The organism is Ruegeria sp. BB6, assembly GCF_056539385.1.
The window spans coordinates 78,733-97,796 of the sequence record NZ_JBQFUW010000002.1 but is presented as its reverse complement, the minus strand read 5'-3'; the positions used below and the strand labels follow the sequence as shown (position 1 = coordinate 97,796).

The 19,064-nt window shown below is 57.6% G+C and carries 18 protein-coding genes; 5 read left to right on the top strand and 13 right to left on the bottom strand.

Translation table 11 applies throughout. The features are described from left to right. Positions 1-2: 2 nt before the first annotated feature. Positions 3-758 (top strand): AAA family ATPase, encoded by a 756-nt coding sequence (locus ACR0B7_RS04980; RefSeq protein ID WP_170482321.1) that lies wholly within the window; start codon positions 3-5, stop codon positions 756-758. Continuing rightward, positions 755-1,222, top strand: coding sequence for a CYTH domain-containing protein (locus ACR0B7_RS04975; protein WP_170482318.1), 468 nt, complete (start codon positions 755-757; stop codon positions 1,220-1,222). Before ACR0B7_RS04980 ends, ACR0B7_RS04975 begins: the two co-directional genes overlap by 4 nt. Here ACR0B7_RS04975 and ACR0B7_RS04970 read toward each other — a convergent pair. The 10 genes from ACR0B7_RS04970 to ACR0B7_RS04925 all read right to left on the bottom strand — a co-directional run bounded on the left by ACR0B7_RS04970 (position 1,203) and on the right by ACR0B7_RS04925 (position 12,746). Then, complete coding sequence (locus ACR0B7_RS04970; RefSeq protein WP_480681023.1) at positions 1,203-2,513, bottom strand: ATP-binding protein; 1,311 nt, start codon at positions 2,511-2,513, stop codon at positions 1,203-1,205. The two genes, ACR0B7_RS04975 and ACR0B7_RS04970, sit on opposite strands and share 20 nt — an antisense overlap. Positions 2,514-2,562: 49 nt before the next feature. Beyond that, positions 2,563-3,243, bottom strand: coding sequence for a response regulator transcription factor (locus ACR0B7_RS04965; RefSeq protein WP_170383970.1), 681 nt, complete (start codon positions 3,241-3,243; stop codon positions 2,563-2,565). A gap of 183 nt (positions 3,244-3,426) precedes the next feature. Beyond that, positions 3,427-4,863, bottom strand: coding sequence for a Do family serine endopeptidase (locus ACR0B7_RS04960; protein ID WP_170482312.1), 1,437 nt, complete (start codon positions 4,861-4,863; stop codon positions 3,427-3,429). Between the two features lie 59 nt (positions 4,864-4,922). Continuing rightward, positions 4,923-5,267, bottom strand: coding sequence for a hypothetical protein (locus tag ACR0B7_RS04955; protein ID WP_170569003.1), 345 nt, complete (start codon positions 5,265-5,267; stop codon positions 4,923-4,925). A 348-nt stretch (positions 5,268-5,615) separates the two neighbouring features. Continuing rightward, the gene (locus ACR0B7_RS04950) at positions 5,616-6,215 is read right to left on the bottom strand and encodes a nucleotidyltransferase family protein (protein WP_170482306.1); all 600 of its coding nucleotides are present in this window, start codon (positions 6,213-6,215) and stop codon (positions 5,616-5,618) included. 31 nt (positions 6,216-6,246) lie between these two features. Next, on the bottom strand, positions 6,247-8,664 hold the full coding sequence (locus tag ACR0B7_RS04945; RefSeq protein ID WP_170576514.1) for a GcvT family protein: 2,418 nt from the start codon (positions 8,662-8,664) through the stop codon (positions 6,247-6,249). Between the two features lie 92 nt (positions 8,665-8,756). Then, the gene (locus tag ACR0B7_RS04940) at positions 8,757-10,064 is read right to left on the bottom strand and encodes an HlyC/CorC family transporter (RefSeq protein ID WP_170482300.1); all 1,308 of its coding nucleotides are present in this window, start codon (positions 10,062-10,064) and stop codon (positions 8,757-8,759) included. Positions 10,065-10,127: 63 nt separating this feature from the next. Next, entirely contained in the window at positions 10,128-11,081 is a 954-nt protein-coding gene (locus ACR0B7_RS04935; RefSeq protein WP_170482297.1) for a site-specific tyrosine recombinase XerD, read from the bottom strand. Positions 11,082-11,083: 2 nt separating this feature from the next. Continuing rightward, positions 11,084-12,607: a hypothetical protein gene (locus ACR0B7_RS04930; RefSeq protein ID WP_170482294.1), complete on the bottom strand. Its 1,524-nt coding sequence runs from the start codon at positions 12,605-12,607 to the stop codon at positions 11,084-11,086. Beyond that, the gene (locus ACR0B7_RS04925) at positions 12,597-12,746 is read right to left on the bottom strand and encodes a hypothetical protein (RefSeq protein WP_170383987.1); all 150 of its coding nucleotides are present in this window, start codon (positions 12,744-12,746) and stop codon (positions 12,597-12,599) included. The genes ACR0B7_RS04930 and ACR0B7_RS04925 overlap by 11 nt, the downstream gene beginning before the upstream one ends. A gap of 79 nt (positions 12,747-12,825) precedes the next feature. Here ACR0B7_RS04925 and ACR0B7_RS04920 point away from each other — a divergent pair, with 79 nt between their 5' ends. Both ACR0B7_RS04920 and aroB read left to right on the top strand, forming a co-directional pair. Then, positions 12,826-13,413: a shikimate kinase gene (locus tag ACR0B7_RS04920; RefSeq protein ID WP_170383989.1), complete on the top strand. Its 588-nt coding sequence runs from the start codon at positions 12,826-12,828 to the stop codon at positions 13,411-13,413. Further along, positions 13,413-14,525, top strand: coding sequence for a 3-dehydroquinate synthase (aroB, locus tag ACR0B7_RS04915; protein WP_170482290.1), 1,113 nt, complete (start codon positions 13,413-13,415; stop codon positions 14,523-14,525). The genes ACR0B7_RS04920 and aroB overlap by 1 nt, the downstream gene beginning before the upstream one ends. On the opposite strand, the gene ACR0B7_RS04910 is transcribed toward aroB, so the two are convergent. Then, complete coding sequence (locus ACR0B7_RS04910; RefSeq protein WP_170576513.1) at positions 14,526-15,596, bottom strand: site-2 protease family protein; 1,071 nt, start codon at positions 15,594-15,596, stop codon at positions 14,526-14,528. 18 nt (positions 15,597-15,614) lie between these two features. Further along, the gene (ssb, locus tag ACR0B7_RS04905) at positions 15,615-16,121 is read right to left on the bottom strand and encodes a single-stranded DNA-binding protein (RefSeq protein WP_170482283.1); all 507 of its coding nucleotides are present in this window, start codon (positions 16,119-16,121) and stop codon (positions 15,615-15,617) included. Positions 16,122-16,326: 205 nt separating this feature from the next. Here ssb and ACR0B7_RS04900 point away from each other — a divergent pair, with 205 nt between their 5' ends. Further along, on the top strand, positions 16,327-16,911 hold the full coding sequence (locus ACR0B7_RS04900) for a lytic transglycosylase domain-containing protein (RefSeq protein WP_170482280.1): 585 nt from the start codon (positions 16,327-16,329) through the stop codon (positions 16,909-16,911). Between the two features lie 58 nt (positions 16,912-16,969). Here ACR0B7_RS04900 and ACR0B7_RS04895 read toward each other — a convergent pair whose 3' ends face one another. Next, on the bottom strand, positions 16,970-19,057 hold the full coding sequence (locus ACR0B7_RS04895; protein WP_170482277.1) for an ABC transporter ATP-binding protein: 2,088 nt from the start codon (positions 19,055-19,057) through the stop codon (positions 16,970-16,972). Between the last annotated feature and the right edge of the window lie 7 nt (positions 19,058-19,064).

The window sequence follows — 19,064 nt, the reverse complement described above, 5'->3', positions numbered from 1 at the left end:
GATTGAAGATCATAGCCTGTTACAGCAACAAGGGCGGCGTTGGCAAAACAGCGACTGCGGTCAATCTGGCCTATGCCTACGCGATGGCTGGGAAAACTGTTCTTCTGTGTGATCTGGATCCTCAGGGGGCGTCAGGGTTCTACCTGCGGATTAAACCCTCGAAAAAGTTGACGGATTCTCGTTTCTTCGAGGATGTAGAGCGCTTTGTTAAATCCATCCGGGCAAGTGATTTTGAGGGGCTGGATGTTTTACCGGCGAACATGACCTTTCGCGACTTTGATGTGTTTCTGTCTCGCATGCGCAATAAGAGATCGCGGTTGAAGAAAGCTCTGGTCGCGGCAGGCAGCGACTATGACGTGATCATTTTGGACTGCCCGCCGAATTTTTCGACTCTGTCCGAGAACATATTCAAGGCCGCAGACCAGATCGTCGTACCTGTTATTCCGACGACACTGTCCGAACGGACCTTCGACCAACTGGTGAGTTTCTTTGATCAGAAAGGTCTGCCAAAGAAAAAGCTGCGCTCCTTTTTCTCGATGGTGCAACGCCGAAAGACATTGCATGTGGAAACGATGATAGTGATGCGAAAACTGTATCGAAAGCGGTTCCTGCAGGCGTCGGTCCCGTTTGCGGCTGATATCGAACGGATGGGGCAGAACAGGGCGCCCGTCAGCATCTTTGCCGGTCAGAGCGCGGCCAGTGCCGCGTATATCGCGCTCTATGATGAGTTGGAAAACGGAGTGGTTTCAGACAAATGAGTACCGAAATCGAACGCAAGTTCCTTGTGGCTGACCTGCCGGATCTAAGTCGCGCGGACAAAGCCGTCGTTCGGCAGGGCTATCTGACATCGCCCGACGACTCGGCCGAGTTGCGTCTGAGGCAAAAGAACGATCGGTATTACCTGACCCTCAAGGGCGGTGGCGCAATGGTTCGGGTCGAGCGTGAGGCGGAAATTTCGGCAGAGCAGTTTGAAACCTTCTGGCCTGAAACCGAAGGACGCCGGGTCGAGAAAGAGCGTTTTACCGGCGTGCTTTCCGACGGACGTGTGTTTGAGCTGGACGTGTTTCAGGGGGATCTTGCCCCGCTGCAACTGGTCGAGGTCGAGTTTTCGACCGAGGCCGAGGCGCTTGCCTTTACACCCCCGGATTGGTTCGGCGCGGATGTGACGTCGGACCACCGGTACAAGAACAGGACAATGGCGACTAGTGGCGTCCCAGCTTGATGGTCGCTTGCAGGCCGGGATTGCAGTTTCTGGCCATGAAAGCGCCACCATGCATATGTGAGATCGCAGCAACCAGCGCCAGTCCAAGCCCCGCGTTTCGTTCGGTTCGCGCAGGATCAAGCGTGACAAAGGGTACTTGAAGGCGGGGCAGGTCTTCGTCTGGAACGCCGGGGCCGTGATCGCGGACACTCATACAGGCAAACGGACCATCCTCGGAAATCGTGATGTCTATGGACGTGTCTTCGGGCGCATAGCGCAAGGCATTTTCCAACAGGTTTGACAACGCTTGCGACAACAAGGGGCGGTGACCCTGTATCGGCTTTGCCTCTCCGTTGACAGTGATCTGAACACCTTGATCCGAGGCCACGGGTTCATACAGTTCAACAACATCACCAACCAGTTGTTGCAGATCAACGGTTTCAAATTGTTCGCGCCCCACTCCGGCCTCGGCACGTGAGATGTCAGTAAGCTGGCCCAACACCCTGAGAACATGATCAATTTCCGCTGTGGCCCGTGCCACATCAATCTCTCGATCCAGATCCGTTTTGCTTGGGTCTGACAGGGTCTCCACTCTCTGGCGCAGACGCGACAGAGGGGATCTGAGGTCATGCGCGATCGAATTTGAAGTTGTGCGCAGGTTGCTGATCAGTTCCTCGATCCGGTCCAACATGGTGTTGAGCGTTCGGGCCACCTGATCAAACTCATCACCTGTTCCGCGCAAGGGCATTCGTCGGGACAAGTCGCCGGACACAATATTCTCGGCAGTGCTGGCTATGTCCGACAGGCGAGAAAACACGAGCCTTGTGAACAACCAGCCTGTCAAAACACTAAGCGCAAGGGCAATCGCCAACGCGATGCCCACCGAACGCAAGAGAACCCGGTCAAATTGTTGCCGCGCTAGGGCGTCCCGACCGACCAGCAGACGTTCGCCACCCGGTAAGCGGATGGAGGCGGCGGAAATGGGAACCAATTCGTCATTGTCGGCTCGGCGAAGCTCCAGATCGACCCATCCGCTGCCGGCGGTGACGTCAGCAGGCCATTGTTTGAGGTTGCCTGCAAGTTTCGCGCCGAAGCGATCGGTTAATAGGTACAGCGCGTCCCGCTCGGACGCAGAGGGCAGGCGTCGTTCGATGGCCGTCAACAAACCGATAAGGCCGCGCCTTTCGTATTCGTCGGCCAACCCGGTTAGTTCGGCCGATACGACCGATCGTGTTTCACCTTCGATACTGCGGTTCGCCGTGACATAGACCAAAGCCAGCACCGTCGCGGTCAGCAAAGTGCTGAGGACCATGCTGGCGAAAACCAATCTCGTTCGGGAATTATTGAAGGAGAGTTGAAGGTTATCCATCAGAGATCATGTAGCCGGCACCCCGGACGGTTTCAATCAAAGGCGGTCCGCCACCTTCATCCAGTTGACGCCGCAATTTTGAGATATGGACGTCAACCACGTTCGTATTCGGGTCGAAATGGTAATCCCAAACACCTTCGAGCAGCATCGTGCGCGATACCACGCGGTTCTTTCTGCGCAGAAAATACTCAAGGATCTGGAACTCACGAGGGGTCAACGAAACTTCGTGTCCGTCGCGTGTGACTTTGCGGGTCAGCAGGTCCATCTCAAGGTCGCGGCAGGTCAAGGTCGCGTTTTCTTCGGATTCCTGAGGGCGCCGCAACAAGGCTTCAATACGTGCGTGTAACTCTTGGAAAGAAAACGGTTTTACAAGGTAGTCATCAGCGCCCGAGCGCAGCCCCTTGACCCGCTCATCGACCGCGCTCATTGCTGTGAGCATCAGGACGGGGGTCTTCAGGCCCGCAGCCCGAAGGGAACGGATCAGGGACAACCCGTCCAGCCCCGGCAGCATCCGGTCCAGCACAATGGCGTCAAAGCCGCCGTCGGTGGCATGATACAGACCTTCACGGCCATCCGCGGCCTGTTCGACCACATAGCCTTCTTCGCCAAACCCTTTGGCGATGAACTCGCGGGTGTCTTCATCGTCTTCAACGATCAGCAGGCGACGGCTCATGATCCGGATTCCTTTCTACTGGTATTTATACACAAAATTTCGGGTAAAGCACTGGTTTTAGGGAAAGAACGTGCCGGGTGCGTCGTTGCGCACCCGGCAGTCCCGGCGGATAGCGGACAATTCAATCCACCGGGGAGGCGCACGCCAGATTCTCCCCATCACGTGGCGCGCGCGGGTGTCAGATCAGGCGATTTCCACCGCAACGAAGATCTGGTTGCCGCCCCGATTGATCAGAACCAGCGCGGGATCGGTCTTTTCGCTGTCCAGCGCGGCCTTCAGCGCGTCCGGCGTGATGGTTTCCTGCCCGCCGAGCTTCACGATCACGTCGCCACGCTGGAGACCTGCCTTGGCCGCCGGGCTTTCGGGCGCAAGATCGGTCACGACCACGCCGTTAACGTTTTTACCAACTCCCATCTCGGCACGGGTCGTGTCGGTGAGCGGCGCAACGGTAGCGCCCAGGGCGGTACCCGATACAGTTTCGTCTACGGACTTATCAATCTCGGCCGAGGCGCTTTCGTGCTGTCCAATGGTCAGCTCAACCTGCTGTTCCTTCCCGTCGCGCAGAACTGTCAGAGTGCTGTCGGTGCCCACTTTGGTGGTGCCGACCAACAGGGGCAGGTCGCTGCTTGAATCGACGGGCTCATCGTTGAAGGTCAGGATGATGTCGCCCTGTTCCAGAACGCCTTGCGCAGGGCTGCCATCGACGACATCCGAAATCAGCGCGCCAGTCGAAGCGTCAATACCCATTGCTGCCGCAATTTCCGGGCTGACATTCTGGATCGAAACACCCAGCCAACCACGGCTGACCTGACCGTCATCACGCAGGTCGGCCGCGATGTGCTCTACGATGTTCGAGGTAACGGCAAAGCCCAGACCAACCGAGCCGCCGCTGGGAGAGTAGATCGCCGAATTCACGCCAACAACCTCGCCCTGCATGTTGAACAGAGGGCCGCCAGAATTGCCCTTGTTGATTGCCGCATCGGTCTGGATGAATTCAGCATACGGTCCTTGCGAAATGTTGCGGCCCTTGGCCGATACAATCCCGGTTGTCACGGTCGAGCTAAGGCCGAATGGGTTGCCGATGGCTACGACATCTTCGCCAACTCTGATTACGTCGCTATCGCCCAGTTCAACGGCCTGCAGAACGTCTCCTGTATCGATTTTCAGAACGGCGATATCGGTCAGCGGGTCGGTGCCGATAACTTCTGCATCATAGGTGCGGTCATCGTTCAGACGAACGGTCACGCTGGAGGCATTGTCGACAACGTGGTGGTTCGTGACGATATAGCCGGCCTCATCCAGGACGAACCCTGATCCCAGCCCCTGTGCCGGGCCACGCTGCGGGGCGTTAAAGCCTTCGGGGGTGCCGAAGCGTTTGAAGAATTCACCGAACGGATGGCTTTCAAAGTCAAAGTCCTGCCCTTGCGCTGGCATCGGACGCGCGTCTTGTTCCGCTATGATGGTCACGACTGACGGTGACACGCTCTCGACTAGATCAGCCAGCGCTTCGTCCGCCTGTGAGGGAATGGCGGTGCTTGCCAGCAACGCAGCGCTCAGCGCGCTGACGCCGACCCAACTGGTCGTGCGCGGGATAAGAAGAGAGGATTTACGGATGCTCATTTTTGTCTCCTGTTTGTCTCACGCGATTGCGGCCGCGCGTTAAAACAGCAGATGCAGCATCAGTCTTTGTCTTTCCTGTGAGAAAAGTTAAGAAAACTTAATTTAGCCACAAAGCGTTCTTCCAATGTGCCGGTCGGACAGAGCGATGTGTTTTGAATCGCCGAATCAACGATGCGAATCGGCAAATTGTTGCCGATCCAAATGCCAAATTGCGAAAAGGGCCGGATTGAAACAGTTTTGTTAACAAAAGAACGGCCATTTGGGGCAGTTGGTTTTCTCTCTCTTTTGGGTTGTGGATCGCGTGGCAGCAATTCTCTCAATCCCGCGAACAACCCTGCGGCAAATAAATGAAACAGCGTATAAGCATGATCAAATAGCCTAAAATACTCAAAAAACACTCGCACGGCGCTCTATCTAGGATTGTTTTTCGCGTTGTGGCATGTTGCGTAAAAACCATTCTGATACGTCGAAAATTAACCGTATGCCCTAGTTTTGCGTTGTTTGGGTCGGACGGATCGGTGACGATGAATTTGCCCAAGCGAGGGGAGCCAAAGGCACTAGGGGGTGCCGATGGCTTGTCACAGTCACTGGAAGCGCTGAGCGGCATGTTAACGAGGGGGTCTTGTTTAGGTTCGGCGGCGGAATAGCCAGCGTGCTTCATTGCACAAATGGCCGCGCTTTCAGGATTGATGAAAAGTGGTAGTCCTGTTTTGGGCACCGGCCCGGTCTGAAAAGACCGGGCCGCGTTCGTTTCAGGTGTCCCGTTTTTGCCGCCACGCATCCCAGTCTTGAGGCGTGTCCAGATCGAGAAGCGCGTTCTGTTTCGGCAAAGCTTCCATGTGAACTTTGTCGGCATGGGCACGCACAACGGATTGCGCGCCTTCGTCACCTTTCAGGCGGCCTAGTTCATTAAAAAGCTGCCTGTCAAAAATAACGGGGTGGCCGGGTTTGCCCTGATCGGTCGCTCCACGCCAAATCAGGTGACCGGGATGGCGACGGACAGCGTTGATAACGGTGCTTAGGTCATCCGATGTAATGTCCGGCAAATCGGCCAATAGGATCATCACGCCGTTGGCCTCGGTCGGGACATGAGCCAACGCGCCGCGCAAGCTGGCGTTCATTCCTTCGGCCGTGTCTACAATTTCGATCCTTTGCAGGTCCAGCCCGTCCAGCGCGTCGTATCTGGCATGCGGTTTGGGCGGCAGCGCGACGATAACAGGCCCGGCCTTCATCGCGATCCGAGCCGAACGCCGCAACAACGGTATCCCGTCGACGTCCTGCAACAATTTGTCCTTGCCTTCCATGCGACTGGATTGCCCTGCGGCCAGAAGGATAATGGGTAACGGAATCATGGCGCTACAATGCCGGTGGATTGGCCCCAAGTCATCCCCGCATGCGCGAACTGTCTGCGTCGAACAGCGGTTGCGAGATCACCCGAGCCTTGCGAAGCTGGCCGAGGATTTCGATCTCAACTTCCAACCCTGCTTCCGCTCTGGAGACGGGTAGAAAGCCCAGTGCCACGGATTTCTTCGCGAAATGAGAGTACCCGCCCGAGGTGCAAAAGCCGACGACTTTGCCTTCCAGCCAGATTGGTTCATATGCGTTTACATCCGCGTCGTCAGCGTCAACTTCAAACGCGACCAGTTTACGGGTTGGACCTTCGCTGCGTTCCAGCTCGGCAGCCGCGCGACCGATGAAATCAACATTCTTTGAGAAGGAAATAAAGCGATGCAGCCCCGTCTCGGCAGCCGTATAATCTGGTGAGAATTCACGCATCCAGGACCCAAAGAACTTGTCCAGCCGCAGGCTCATCATGGCGCGCATTCCAAAAGGCACCATGCCGTGAGGCAGCCCGGCCTGCCATAAAGTCCACCAGAGTTGTCTTTGCGCCATCGGATCGCAATAGATTTCAAACCCCAAGTCTCCGGTATAGCTGACCCGTTGAACGATGCAGTCGGTCATGCCGATTGTCATGCGTCGGACATCCAAAAAACCAAGGGTCGCGATGTCGTCGCGCGTGCAAGCCGTCAACACCTCAGCAGCCTTGGGGCCCGCGATCTGAAACCCGTTCAGACGGTCACTGACATTTTCGATGTTCACGCCGTCGGTTTTGTTTTGCAGGAACCACCTCATGTGGAAGGCTTGGCTGCCGTAGGAGGCGGTGAGCTGGAACTCAGTCTCGCCAAGGCATGAAATGGTAAAGTCACCAATCAGTTTGCCCTTGGGCGACAGCATGGGACTCAGCGATAATCGTCCAGGTTGTGGAATTCGACCCGCCATGACTTTGTCCAGCCACGCCCGAGCGCCGGTGCCGGTGATGCGGTATTTTCCGAAGTTGTGCACCTCGTTGATACCTACGCCATTGCGGACAGCGTTGACCTCGCGACCCGTCGCTGAAAACGCATCCGAGCGTCGGAAGGAAGGCGTTTCATATCCCGGTTCATCACCCTGGGCGAAATAGTTCGGCACCTCCAGCCCGTATTGCTGACCCCAGACCGCGCCAAGATCGCTGAAGATGTCGTACATCGGCGTGGTTCGGTTCGGGCGCGCGGCGGGTAGCTCTTCGTTCGGGTAGGCGACGCTAAAGCGTTTCTGGTAGTTCTCGATTACCTTGGGGCGAGTGTAGCCGGGGCTGATCCAGTCGCCGAACCGGGCCACGTCCATGGCAAAGACATCGCGTTCGGGTTCGCCTTCGATCATCCACTGGGCCAGCGTCAGGCCAACGCCGCCGCCCTGACTGAACCCGGCCATCACGCCGCAGGCCGACCAGTAGTTGCGCAGCCCCGGCACAGGCCCGACCAGAGGGTTCCCGTCCGGCGCAAAGGTGAACGGCCCGTGGATCACCGATTTCACTCCGGCCTCGGCCAGAACAGGAAAGCGGCGATAGGCGAATTCGATACTGTCGGTGATCTTGTCATAGTCGTCGGGCAACAGCTCGTGCCCGAATTCCCATGGCGTTCCGTCCACGGCCCAAGGTTTGCAGGGTTGTTCATAAAACCCGATGCACAGGCCGCGGCCTTCCTGCCTCAGATAGCTTTCCCCGGCGGGGTCCATCACATGCGGATGCTCGCCGCCCGCATCAATGATGGCTTCGATCTGAGGGATCGAGTCGGTTACCAGGTACTGATGCTCCATCGGGTGCAGCGGGAAATATACGCCTGCCATGGCGCCGACTTCGCGCGCCCAAAGACCACCGGCGTTGACCACATGCTCGGCATGAATGGTGCCTTTTTCAGTGACCACGTCCCAAGTACCGTCCCGCCGTTGAAGCGTTTCGTGCACCATGCAATGGGTTTCGATCGTCGCCCCGCCCATGCGGGCAGCCTTGGCATAGGCATGTGTTGTACCGGACGGGTCCAAGTGGCCGTCCAGCGGGTCATAGAGCGCGCCGATTATCCCATCCGTGTTGGTGATCGGGGCAATTTTCCTGATCTCCTCCGGGCCGACGATCTCGGTCTCAAGACCCATGAAACGATGCTTGGCACGCTCGGCCAGCAGCATGTCGAACCGGTCCTGATTGTCGGCCAACGTCACGCCGCCCACATGGTGCAGGCCGCAGGACATGCCGGTGATCTCTTCCAGTTCCTTGTACAGTCGGATCGTATAGCCTTGCAGGGCGGCCATATTAGTGTCGCCGTTGAGCGTGTGAAAACCGCCTGCCGCATGCCACGTGGACCCGCTGGTCAGCTCGGACCGCTCGAGCAACATGACATCCGACCATCCCAGCTTGGTCAGGTGATACAGGACCGAGCATCCGACAACACCACCCCCAATGACTGCCACTTGTGTTGTCGTTTTCACGTTGCTGCCTCCATCCGGTTTCGGCCCGAGCCTGCAAGCGCAGGCTGGGGTTTACTGTTCCGTTCCCGACATGGTGTGTCGCAGGTCGCGTGTCAGAGAGGGCGGATCTTCAACTCGGTGATCCGGTTCCCCTCGCGCGCGGTGACTTCAAAGCGGAAGCCGTGGAACGAGAAAACCTGACCCGTGACCGGGATCATCTGCGCCTCGTGTATGACCAGACCTGCGACGGTATTGGCTTCTTCGTCGGGCAGGGACCATTCCATCGCGCGGTTCACGTCGCGGATTGTCATCGCGCCCTCGACCAAAAACTGACCGTCCTCGGTTCGTGTAACTGGGACATCCTCATCAAGATCGAATTCGTCGGCGATTTCACCCACGATTTCTTCAAGGATATCTTCCAGCGTGATCAGACCACGTAGTGAGCCATATTCATCCACGACCAGCGCAAAATGGCTGTGCATGCGCAGGAATTCCCGCATCTGGTCGTCCAGAGTCGTTGTTTCGGGAACGAAATAGGGGTCGTTGGCGACCTTTGAGATATCGAACGCTTTCAGGCGGTTTGGATCACCTTCGCTGCTGCCGGCATGCGCATACATGGCGCGGAACAAGTCCTTGGCATGTACGACGCCCACGATGTTTTCGGGCTCATCCCGGAAAACGGGCAGGCGGGTATGTGGGCTTTTCAGGCATTGCTGCAGGATGGCCTCGGGCGCGTCGTCCGCGTCGATCATCTCGATATTCGAGCGGTGCAACATGATTTCTTCCACCGTCCGATCACCAAGGTCCAACGCGCCCAAAATGCGGTCGCGGTCTTCTTTTTCGACAACGCCTTCGGAATGGCCCAACTGTAGCGCGCCAGCAATTTCCTCTCGTACTGCAAGAATGTTGCTGTCGGGGTCGATCTGCACCCCAAACAGGCGCAGAACTCCGCGCACCAGCAAACGCACCGCTGCAACCACCGGCGAAAACACGGTCACGACAACGCTGATCAACGGGGCCACGGCAGAGGCCGCTTTTTCCGCGTTGGTGATGGCGTAGGTCTTGGGCAGAACTTCGGCAAAGATCAGAACCAGAAGGGTCATGACCAGCGTCGCCAAGGCGACGCCGCTTTCGCCAAAGAGACGGGTAAACAACGCGGTGGCCAAAGACGCCGCAAGGATGTTCACCAAATTATTGCCCAGCAGGACCGAGCCGATCAGACGTTCGTTGTCATCGGTGATATCCAGCGCTTTTTGCGCTCCGCGTGACCCCTTGTCGGCCTGCGCCCGCAGCTTGCCGCGCGATGAGGCGGTCAATGCCGTTTCGGAACCCGAGAAAAAGCCCGATAGGACGAGCAAAAGCAGAATGGCGCCGGTCGTAAACCAGAATGCGCCGTCGATCAGAGAAGAAGAGGGTTCCATCGGTCCTTGGTTGTTCGTGTTGCTGCAATGGTTATGGGGGCGCGGCCCCTGCGGATCAAGGGGTTAGCCCTTGTCGCCGGGGTCTTTGGCAAGCGGGTGATGCTCTAACACCAGTTCGGCCAGCCGTTCGTCCAGCACATGAGTATAGATTTCCGTCGTCGCAACATCTGCGTGGCCAAGCAAGGTCTGGATTGAGCGCAAATCTGCGCCATTGGCCAGCAAATGCGTCGCAAAGGCATGGCGCAATGTGTGCGGCGTGACTTTTTCGGGCGAGACTCCACCCTGAACGGCAAGGTCTTTGACCAATTGGAAGAACATATGCCGCGTCAGGTGCCCAGACTTGCCGCGTGAGGGAAACAGGAACTTAGAGCGCTGACCACCATCCGCGACTTGCCGGTCTTCGACTTCGTCCCGAATACCCAACCACACAGCAAGCGCCTCGCGCGCTGGCGGAGACAGCGGAACCATCCGTTCCTTGCCGCCTTTTCCCAGCACCAGCAACATACGCGGATCTCCTCGCGTTGAGGAAACCGGCAGAGAAACCAGCTCGGTCACGCGCATCCCGGTGGCGTATAACAGCTCCATCAAGCACGTGTTGCGCACACGATCTGCCTTGGTCCGCCCGGTTTCACGCGCTGCTTGCAGCAGCCGGTCGACCTCGGGCACATCCAAAGTCTTTGGCAGGCGTTTCTGGCGCCCCGGACCTTTGATCTGGATTGCTGGGTTGGCCTCACACCAGCCTTCCTCGAACGCAAATCGGTAAATCTGCTTGATCGCTGAAAGCCTGCGCGCACGGGTGGACTGGGAAAGCCCCTGCGCGTCACAGTCGATCAAGTAGCTCTCGATCTGGTCGCGACTTACATCTGCAAAGCCGGTTTTTCGTCGATCCAGCCAATCGGAAAAGTCCTTTAGGTCCCTGCCATATGCCAGCAGCGTATTCGTGGCTGCACCCAACTCGGCCGCTTGTGCTTGCAGAAACGTGGAAATCCAAAGCTCCTGAGTGGCGGGGGCGGTCATGATCAGGTGCCCTGCAGGATCAGCAGGTTCAACGCAGCGCGGCGCGCGGTGTCCTCAAGCCCGACACGGCGCAACGTTGCAATGGCCGCTGTCAGATCGACAAGGTTCCCGCGTGAGCCGTGTGCAAAAAGCTCCATCGTCTCAAGGATCGCTTCGCCCAACTGGTCATTAGACAGCAGGGCGTTGATATCCGAAGGCACTGGCGCAGCCCAAGCAAACCCTTCAGCCACCGCATCCGCTAACGGAGAGGGGGACGGGGCACGGCCGGGGTCACCTTGCGCCAGCGCTGCCAGAAACTGACTTTCCTCTGACTGATCGGGGGCGGACAGGGCCGCAGTTTCGTATAGGTCTGACAACAGCAATACCCGCCACCGCAGTTGCTCGACCGCTGGGTCATCCAATGTCACCTGCGACAACTGCCCTGCGAACAATTCGGCAAAAGGCACCTCAAGCCCGACGCTGCGCATTTGGTCCCACACGATGGGCAATGCTGTTGCAATGGCACTCGGGTCGCCCGAGTTCAGCGCGGTTTCAAATCGTTGAACGGCTGTAACCCTGTCCCAAACGGCACCCGAGGCAGCCGGGGACCGTTCTGTATAAAGGCCCAGCAACTGGTTCGGTGTCAGAGCACCCACACGTGTCAGACGCTCGGCCGCTTCGATCTGGGCTTTCCAGCCCGCCACATCGCGCAGGTCAGCGTTTGCAAAGACCCGAGGCAGCGGGGTCGAGGGCAAACGCTCGCCAATGGCCTCGAACAGGCGAAAATTCAGCGGGTCAGGGTTTTCCGGCTGCGGCAGGTATTCGGCGTCTTCAAACAGTTCAGGGCTGAGAAACCGATCAAGGACATCAAGATCCTCGGGCGGCAGGACTTCTAGCGCGTGCGCAGCTTCCAGGGTGAGCGCGGCAGAGGGCCAATCCCCCCGGCGCGCTTTACAGAAAATCTGCGCGGCGTAGTCCTGTGACAAGTGAGGCTGGGCAATCAATGCGGTGCAGCTTCGGTCTTCGTCACCGGTCAGCAGGGTGGCGTCGAACCAGCGTTTGAACCGCTCGCGGCTGTCTGTCGGGCCTGCAAGCTGTACCAGAGACTGAGCCGGATCAGCCGCCCCAAGCTGCATCAGCCTGTCCAATCGTGCCAGCAAAAGCGTTTCTTCGGCCTCAGGCCCGGACGGCGCGCGCGCCTCGGACAACAGCAAGGTAAACAGAAGGCGCTGCATGGCCGGGTTGTACTTGACCGGGACTCGGGCAATCAATTCCGCCAGACGGTCCGTATCGCTGTTCTGCCAAAGGCCGATAGGCAGACCGGTTACGTTCGACGATACAAGGCCCAAGGGTTGCGACAGCGTCTCTAGCCGCGTGACCTCAACTTCTGGCCCAAGACCTGTCTGGGTAACAGGCGGCTCAAGCAAAACTGTACCGGGCAGGTTTTCGGGCGGCTCGCTTAACCACTCAATAACGGAAAGAGGTTCCTGCTGCGCCTGTACCGAAGTAGCAAGAAACAGCGCAGCAACTGCGGCCTTATTCGACATTCAGGATTACCGGCTCTCGTATCTCTTGCTGTGGGGCAGAAAAGTCCGCGCCAAAGATCGGACCCAGATAGGCATAGCCCACCAGCCCGATGAAACACAGGCAAACCAGATATATCAGGAACTTGATCAGACGACCCATTGCTCAACGCTGCCTCAATTTTGTGTTTTGACCAAGTTATAACTGGCATTTTTCTTAAGATCACGTCATTCACGGTGAAATGAGCGAAATTAAGCATAACACCGCGACGTCCGAACCCATTCAGAGCTTCAAACTGCACAAAACGGTGGTTTTGGTCGGCATGATGGGGGCTGGAAAGACTGCTGTGGGTCGTGCCCTGGCCGCAAAGCTTGGCGTTCCATTCCTCGATAGCGATGCCGAGATCGAATCGGCGGCGAATATGACCATACCGGAAATCTTTGAACGTGACGGTGAGCCTTTCTTCCGCGCGAAGGAAAGTCAGGTCATCGGGCGGCTTTTGGACGAGGAAAAGGGTATCTTGTCCACCGGAGGGGGCGCGTTTCTAGCCGGTCAGAATCGCCAGATTATTACCGAGCGTGGGGTTTCGGTCTGGTTAAAGGCCGACCTGAACGTGCTGTGGAACCGGGTCAAGCACAAGGACACGCGGCCTTTGCTGCGCACGGATGACCCTCATGCGACGTTGCGCGCCTTGTACGAGGAACGTGTGCCGGTCTATTCGCAGGCCGACCTCGCCGTGACTTCTGATGGTGAGACGTCGATTGAAAATATGGTGGACAGGGTCGTCGATGCTTTGACGACGCGCCCGGATGTTTTGGAACGGAAATAATGCACCAAACCGTACATGTTGAGCTGGGTGAGCGATCCTACGATGTAGAGATCGGGCCTGATTTACTGAGCCAGTCAGGAGTGATGATCGCGCCATTGCTCAGCCGTCCCAAGGTTGCGGTCTTGACGGACGAAAACGTGGCAGCGTTGCATCTGGACGCGCTGCGCGAAGGTCTGGCTGCTGCGGGGATCGAGATGTCGGCGCTGGCTCTGCCCGCCGGAGAAGCCACCAAAAGCTGGCCGCATTTTGAGCGCGCGGTCGAATGGTTGCTGGCCGAAAAAGTCGAACGCCGCGATGTTGTCGTGGCCCTTGGGGGTGGCGTCATCGGTGATCTGGCAGGCTTTGCCGCCGCTGTGTTGCGGCGCGGTGTGCGGTTCGTGCAGATCCCGACCTCGTTGCTGGCACAGGTGGACAGTTCAGTCGGAGGGAAAACGGGGATCAACGCGCCGCAGGGGAAAAACCTGATCGGGGCGTTTCATCAACCGTCGCTGGTTCTGGCCGACACCTCGGTCTTGGGCACAATGACTCAGAGGGATTTCCTGTCAGGCTATGGCGAGGTCGTTAAATACGGTCTTCTGGGCGATGCCGAGTTCTTTGAGTGGCTTGAGGCCAACGGGACCGAAGTGTCGGGTGGCGACATGGCCGCGCGCGTCCGGGCCGTGACGCGATCGGTCCAGATGAAAGCCGATATCGTGGCGCGAGACGAAACCGAACAGGGCGATCGCGCCTTGCTGAACCTTGGCCACACCTTCTGTCATGCGTTGGAGGCTGCAACCGGCTATTCGGATCGCTTGCTGCACGGCGAGGGTGTAGCCATTGGTTGCGCGCTTGCGTTTGAGCTGTCGTCGCGCCTTGGCTTGTGCGCGCAGGAAGACCCCAGCCGCGTTCGCGCGCACCTGCGTCAGATGGGCATGAAGACCGATCTTGCCGACATTCCGGGTGATCTTCCGGGGGCAGAGGCGTTGGTCGATCTGATGGCGCAAGACAAAAAGGTCATAGACGGTCAGTTGCGTTTCATTTTGGCACGAGGAATCGGGCAGGCATTCGTAACTTCGGATGTCCCGCGTGAAGCCGTCTTGTCGGTGCTCGAGGACGCTCTGGCCGTCGCTTGATTAGCGCCCTCGGATGACCATCAACTCACCGATGTTTTCGCGCGTAATGTAGCCCACCATGTGACCGGCCTTGGTACAAACCGCTATGGCGGGCGCGCCCTTGTGCAGACCTTCCAGAACAGTCTCCAACCCGCTGGTGAGTTCAACCTGTGGAATATCGGCCTCCATTATGGATGTGGCGGGGTCTGATCGCGGAGTTTCCGCGGCCAGGGCCGCAAACAGACGATTGCGGGTAACGAAACCCCTGAGCGTTCCGTCTGTGTCCAACACCGGAAACTCATGCTGCGTGGTGTGTATGACGGCTTGGGCCGCCGTCGCCAAGGTGTCCGAAGGCGACAGCGACTGGTATTCGGTGATCATCGCATCGCGCGTCATAACCTGCCGCGCGACAGATCGCATGGCCACGTCCTGACTTTCCGCATTGGCTGCAACGAAGACAAATACGGCGATCAGGACCAGCAGCGGATTGCCCATGCTGAGACCAAGAAAGCCGAAACCCACAGCGACCGCTTGCCCGGCAAGCGCCGCGACCCGAGTTGCCTTGACGCGATCCATTTTAAGGCAAAGCAAGGCGCGGAATACCCGTCCGCCGTCCATCGGAAAGGCGGGTATCATGTTAAAGGCAGCCAACAGGAGATTGACATAGGCCAGCCGGTTCAGAAGACCGGGGGCTGTGCTGTCGATCTGCGCCATCGTCTCGAAAGGCATCCCGGCCCCGAAAGCGATCAGAATGATCCAGATGACGATGTTTACAGCGGGGCCAGCAAGGGCGACCCAGACTTCCTGTATCGGGTTTTCCGGCATTCTCTCTAGCCGGGCCAGCCCGCCAATGGGCAGCAGGGTTATGTCAGGTGTCTTAATCCCGAAACGCCGGGCCATAAGCGCATGGCCGAATTCATGGGCCACAACACAGGCAAACAGCGCGAGTACGAAGATCAGGTTCTCGACGGCCTCTGACATGCCGCCGCTGGAATAGGCCGCGAACCCGACCCAGGCCAGCAGCAGGAAAAAGGTGACGTGGACCTTCAGTTCCGACCCAAATAATCGGCCGAGTGAGAAGGACCACGTCATCACCAATCTCCGTTTTTTTTAGAACGGAATCTCGTCGTCGTCGATTCCGCCAGATGCCGGGGCAGGGGAGCCCGAGGGCGCGCCGTAAGGGTCGCCATAACCGCCGCCAGCCTGACCGCCGCCATAGCTACCTGATTGACCACCGCCGTATCCGCCGCCGCCACCACCTTCGCCACGTCCGTCCAGCATAACCAACGTCGAGCCAAAGCCCTGCAGAACGACCTCGGTCGAATAGCGATCCTGACCGGATTGATCTTGCCACTTGCGCGTCTGCAACTGCCCCTCAAGGTAAACTTTGGAGCCTTTCCGCAGGTATTGCTCGGCCACGCGAACAAGCCCTTCGTTGAAAATCGCAACCGAGTGCCACTCGGTCCGCTCACGACGTTCGCCCGTATTGCGGTCCTTCCATGTTTCAGAAGTGGCGATGCGCAGGTTGCAGACTTTGCCGCCGTTCTGGAACGTTCTAACTTCGGGATCTCGGCCAAGATTTCCTACCAGAATGACCTTGTTGACTGAGCCTGCCATGTATTTCCCCGTTCTAGACTGAATTTGATGCGCCCGAATCTGACGCCGAGTATCTCTGCGACCCTATACGGCCTGCGGCGTGGTTAAAACACAGTTGATGAACATGCGCCGGATGGAAAAACACCCGGAAATTTTTACCAAGCTTTCATTTTTTGTTGAAATATCTATACTCGGTCGGGTTCGTGGACGAGCGGGATTGGCATTAATGCGTTTTCTGGTTGGTTGGTTTTTAGGGTTTTGCCTTGCGCTGGTTTCTGTTCCGGCTGCGGCTCAGACGTTGTCTACCAAAAGCCGCAAGGACATTTTTCTCAAGCAGGCCAAGATATTGGACACCCGCGCCGCGACCCAGTATCGCGATTCCGAACGCCTGAAGCCGAAACGAAAAACAGCCACGGGCAATTTCAACAAACGCTACAACGGTAAGTACCGCGGACAATACCTTTCTCTGGCGCGTCAAGCGGCCCGCAAGCACAACGTGCCCGAAGAGCTGTTTCTGCGGCTTGTTCAGCAGGAAAGCGGATGGAACCCCCATGCGGTATCGCACAAGGGCGCGCTGGGTCTGGCGCAGTTGATGCCCGGCACTGCGCAGCTTTTGGGCGTCAATCCCCACGATCCCAAGCAAAACCTTGAAGGTGGTGCGCGTTACCTGTCGTGGCAATACCGCAAGTTCAAATCCTGGCGTTTGGCTTTGGCGGCCTATAACGCGGGTCCGCAGGCGGTCGAAAAGCACGGCGGAGTTCCGCCATACAAAGAAACCCAGAACTACGTTAAAGTCATCTGGGGCGGGTAACCGAACGGACCTAAGAATACAGAACCGGCACAATGACCGGTTCTTTCCGCTATCTCTCTTATTCTGCCGCGATTTTGATGACAGGTTCCATCCGGGCAAGAATATCCTCGGCCAGATGACATTTTACCTGATGCCCATCCGCAAGCGTTTTAACGGGCGGCACGTCTTGTTCACAGCGCCCATCTGGAACCTCTGACTTCCAGCGGCAGCGTGTTTGGAAGGGGCATCCGGGTGGAGGGCTCATCGCCGACGGAATGTCGCCTTCAAGAACGATATGCTGTTTTTCGATCGACGTATCGGCAATCGGGACAGCACTCAGCAGGGCTTCGGTATATGGATGATACGGTGGTGAAAATACCTGATCCGTAGTCCCCAGTTCGACCACATGGCCCAGATACATCACCATCACCCTGTCGCTGAGGTATCGTACAATGGACAGGTCATGGCTGATGAACAAAAGCGTGGTTTTGTGTTCGCGCTGAATCTCCATCAGCAGGTCTGTGACCGCAGCTTGCACCGACACATCCAAAGCCGAAACTGGTTCGTCCGCAACCACGATCCGCGCGTCCCCGGCAAAGGCGCGGGCAATACCGACACGCTGTTTCTGCCCACCTGACAACTGCCGTGGCATCCGATCGGCAAAGGCGCGGGGAAGCTTCACCAGGTCCAAAAGCTCCAGCATCCGCTTCTTGCGCTCAGCCTCAGAGTTCCCCACGCCGAAAATCTCCAGCGCCCGGATGATCTGACGACCGACGGTCATGGACGGGTTCAATGTGTCGAACGGGTTCTGGAAAACCATCTGCACTTCGCCAACAGTCTTGGCGTCACGCTCCTCGATCGGCACAGCTTCGATGTTGCGGTTATCCAGCAAAATCTGGCCGTCCGTCGCTGTTTCCAGCCCCATCAGAACCTTGGCAAAAGTGGATTTGCCACAACCCGACTCGCCTACGATGGCCAAGGTCTCAGACTCATGAGCCTCAAAACTCAGCGTCTCATTCGCTTTCACAACCTTCTTCTCACCGCCACCGAATAGGGCATTCGCGGCCACCTCATAATATTTCTTTAGGTTGTCCATCTTCAGAACGGTGCGGCCAATTTCAGCTTTTTCTTTCTGCTCCGACACGATGATCGGCGCGTTCCAGTCGATCTCCTTGAATTTCAGGCACCGCGTATGGTGGCGGTCATTGCCCGGCACAGCCTCCATCAGAATGTTCTGCGCGTCACACCGGCCTTCCTCGAAATAGTCGCAGCGCGGGCCGAAATTACACCCTGGCGGACGTTCATGCGGCAAAGGGAAGTTTCCAGGAATTGCCACCAGAGGCCGCGCGTTCTTGTTAGCCCCGGGCAGGGGGATCGAGCGGAACAGCGCCTGTGTATAGGGATGCTGCATCTCGTCAAACACGTCATGGATTGATCCGCGTTCGACCGCCTCACCGGAATACATCACGCAAAGCCGGTCGCAAGTCTCCAGAACCAGCCCCAGATTGTGCGAGATGAACAGCATCGAAGTGCCGTATTTCTTACCCAGGTCCTTGACCAACTCGACCACGGCAGCCTCGACCGTCACGTCCAGCGCCGTTGTCGGTTCGTCCAATATCAGTAGCGCGGGCTTCGACATCAGCGCCATTGCGATCACGATCCGCTGTTGCTGCCCCCCCGACAACTGATGCGGGAATGAGTTCAACATCCGCTCAGGATCAGGCAGGCGCACATCGGTGACGACTTCAAGCGCACGAGCATAGGCTTCTTCCGCACCGACGCCTTCGTGGATCATGGGCACTTCCATCAGCTGTTTGCCGATTTTCATTGCCGGGTTCAACGAAGCCATCGGTTCTTGATAGATCATCGCGATCTCGTTGCCGCGAATGTCGCGCAGCTCGTCCGATGTCATCTCGGCCAGATCGCGCCCTTTGAACTTGATGGTACCGCCGACAATGCGCCCATTCTTGCCAAGATCCTGCATGACCCCCAGCGCAACGGTGGATTTGCCGCATCCGGATTCACCAACCAGTCCGACGGCCTCTCCGGGTTGCACACTGACCGAGAAGTCCATCACAGCCGGGATCTCGCGCAAACGGGTAAAGAACGAAATCGATAGCTTGTCGATCTCGAGGATGGGGCCATCATAATCCGCCAGTTTGTTCATCTTGTTT